The sequence below is a fragment of the Mesorhizobium sp. M7A.F.Ca.CA.004.04.2.1 genome (genome assembly GCF_004022825.1).
GTDB lineage: Bacteria > Pseudomonadota > Alphaproteobacteria > Rhizobiales > Rhizobiaceae > Mesorhizobium.
The window spans coordinates 1-1,942 of sequence record NZ_RZPH01001090.1 but is presented as its reverse complement, the minus strand read 5'-3'; the positions used below and the strand labels follow the sequence as shown (position 1 = coordinate 1,942).

Below are 1,942 nucleotides of genomic sequence, written 5' to 3'. Positions count from 1 at the left end.
AGTAGATGTAGCGGCCCCATTTGGTGTAGCGCAGGAACAGGAAGAAGAGGAAGGCGAGGCCGGCAAAGACGAACACCTCGACCGGAATATCGAGGAAGCGCAGGCCGCCGAGCAGCTCGACCCAGTGGCCCTGCGGCACCGGCACCGCATCCTGCGTGATCAGCTGCGAGCGCACATAGCCGAAGACGAAGGAGCCTGTCGCCAGCGTCACGAAGATCGCGGGCACATCGGCATAGGCGACGAGAAAGCCGTTGAGCAGGCCGATGGCCAGCACACCGGCCAGCACATAGGCGAAGGCCAGCCCGTCCGGCGTTCCCGAATTCAGAAGTTGCAGATACCAGGCGACAGACATCGCCATGATCGCCACGGCGGAGAGGTCGATGCCGCGTCCGATGATGACGACGGCCATGCCGAGCGCAAGGATGCCCAGCACCGACACGGAGCGGACGATGGCGACGAGATTGTTGGGATCGATGAAACCTGGCAGGCCTATGGCCGCTGCAACGAACAGCACCACCGCTATGGCAAAGACAATGCCTTCCTGATTCAGGCTCCTGAAATTCGGCCAGCCGATCGTGTTCATGTCTGCGTTTGCCCCGATGGCATCGCTGCCATCCCTGGGAAAGAACGCTAATCGGCCCAACGCCGGTTCGTCAAATGAATCCGCGCTCGGAACCCCGGCCGGCAGCGATATTTACCAAATGGACGCGTCGATTGCCGAAGCTGGCGCAATGCTCGGAAAACTCTGCACTTTTGGCAATTGCTTGCGCCATTGCCGCCACTCGCGAAAAGGCTGCACCAAGGCGAAAGGACAAGACGGAATTTATCTCCGCATCAGGCGGAAAAATCGATCTCAATTTCCCGGCGAGTGGCCGGAAACCTCCGCGCCCGCACCTGGCGGCAGCACGAGAAAACGCAACGCCGCCACCAGCCCGATGGCGCCGATCGCCAGGAAGGCCACTCGAAAATCCACAAGATCGAGGGCCGGCCGGTCCCTGGCGATCTGCGACAAATTGAGGATCGCCGCCGCCACCGCGACGCCGAACAGCATCGCCACCTGCTGCAGCATCGAGGACAGCGTCGCCGCCGAGCTTCGTTGCGCCGCATCGATGTCGGCGAAGGCCAGTGTGTTGAGCGCGGTGAACTGCATCGAGCGCGACAGGCCGGCGATCAGCATCAACGCCACCACCAGCGCTTGCGGCGTCTGCGGTGAGATCGCAGCACATGCCATGATCGCCGCCGAAGCGATCAGGCCGTTGACGACCAGCACCGACCGGAAGCCGAAACGGCGCAGCGTTGGTGTCGTCACCGTCTTCATGCCGAGATTGCCGAGGAAATAGGCCAGGATCATCAAGCCGGCATCGACGGACGAGAGGCCAAAGCCGACCTGGAACAGCAGCGGCAACAGGAACGGCGTGGCGTTGATCGCCACCCGGAAAATGGTGCCGGCGGCAAGCGTCGAGATGGCGAAGGTCAGCACCTTGAACGAGGAGAGATCGAGCAGCGGATGCGGCGCGCGCCTGAGATGCCGCACCGCCAGCCAGCCGATGACGATGCCGGCTACGACCAGCAGCACCGTCGGTAAAACGCCATCCTCCGGGTGCGCGATGCGTTCAAGGCCATAGAGAAGAAAGGCAAGCCCCGCCGATGTCAGGAAAAAACCCGGCCAGTCGAGCGGCTTGGGGTCGGCTTCGCGATCGCCCGGAATGAAGCGGGCGACCAGCACCAACCCGACCACGCCAAGCGGGATGTTGATGAAGAAATTCCAGTGCCAGGACAGATAGGTGGTGATGAAGCCACCAAGCACCGGCCCGATCACCGGCGCAAACAGCGCCGGCCAGGTGATCAGTGCCGTGGCGTTCAGCAGCTCCGACTTCGACGCATTACGCAGTACCAGGATGCGCCCGACCGGCGTCATCAGCGCGCTGCCGAGCCCTTGCAC

The 1,942-nt window shown here is 62.8% G+C and carries 2 protein-coding genes; both read right to left on the bottom strand.

What is annotated here, in order from left to right:
* Window positions 1–583 (bottom strand): ABC transporter permease (locus EN893_RS31600; RefSeq protein WP_164901284.1); only part of this gene is annotated, 583 nt, incomplete at its 3' end.
* A gap of 270 nt (window positions 584–853) precedes the next feature.
* A partial coding sequence (locus EN893_RS31595; protein WP_128362080.1) for an MFS transporter occupies window positions 854–1,942 on the bottom strand: 1,089 nt, incomplete at its 5' end.